This is a genomic window from Paenibacillus sp. 01T422 (assembly GCF_056398785.1).
Genome location: NZ_JBFTQB010001408.1, coordinates 1 through 950, shown reverse-complemented (window position 1 = coordinate 950; position 950 = coordinate 1). Strand labels below are relative to the sequence as shown.

The window sequence follows — 950 nt, the reverse complement described above, 5'->3', positions numbered from 1 at the left end:
CATCGTTGACAAACCCCGGTGACGGATAGTTTGCACGCGTAAATTTCGTTAGTGCCAGGGAGATGGCCAGCTTATCAGGATTTTTCGTAATGAGCTCTGTATATTTCGGATAGCCGTTATCTAATTTGTAAGTTTGTCCCTCAACGCCGAAGCTCTCGAGCATATGCCCTTCTTCGCTGAACATATAGTCGAGCCATTTGACCGTTTCTTCTGGATGCTTGTTCAGAGCAGAGATCGCTACGCTGCCATCCGGTCGATAGGCTACCTGCTTATTAACAAAATTCGGCTCATCTCCTTTTTTCAAAACAGGGTACTGCGTGGCTGCCAAATCATATTTCGGCGCCTTCTCAGCTCCACCTTTCAAGTACACACCGATGGAGCTGCCCGCAAAACCAAAAACAGCGCCGGATTTGCCGGATGTCATCTTAGCATCAATCGTTTTCTTATCGTTGGCGCCAAAATCCGGATCGATTAGCCCCTCTTTGTACCAACTGCGGAGGAATTGCAAATACTCCTTATAAGCAGGTTCCATCGGCCCGTATTTCACTTTGCCGTTATCCTGGTAGAAGTCACGGCCTACGCCGAAAGCTCCTGCAATAAAGTCATTCGTTTTATTCGCATCCGCTTTATCAATATAAGTCGTATAAGGAGCGGCTACGCCCTTTTTGCTTTTAAATTCGCGAAGCACCTTCGTCCACTCGTCCAATGTTTCCGGAACAGCCAGTCCCAGCTCATCCAGCCAATCCTTCCGAATCAGCGGTCCAGAGAACGTATTGACCTTCCCGATACCAAGTGAAGGAATCACATACATCGTCCCACTATCTGTCTTCACTTGTTTAGTCACCTGCGGATTTTCGCTCAAGTACTTCTTCAGGTTAGGTGCGAATTTGTCGACGAGATCGTTCAACTTAATGATAACTTTGTCATTAATCGCCTTCTCTGGTCCGCCT

The 950-nt window shown here is 47.3% G+C and carries 1 protein-coding gene; it reads right to left on the bottom strand.

What is annotated here, in order from left to right; translation table 11 throughout:
- Nucleotides 1-950: extracellular solute-binding protein (locus AC1DUA_RS39135; RefSeq protein WP_477504804.1), on the bottom strand; the 950-nt coding region annotated here is incomplete at both ends.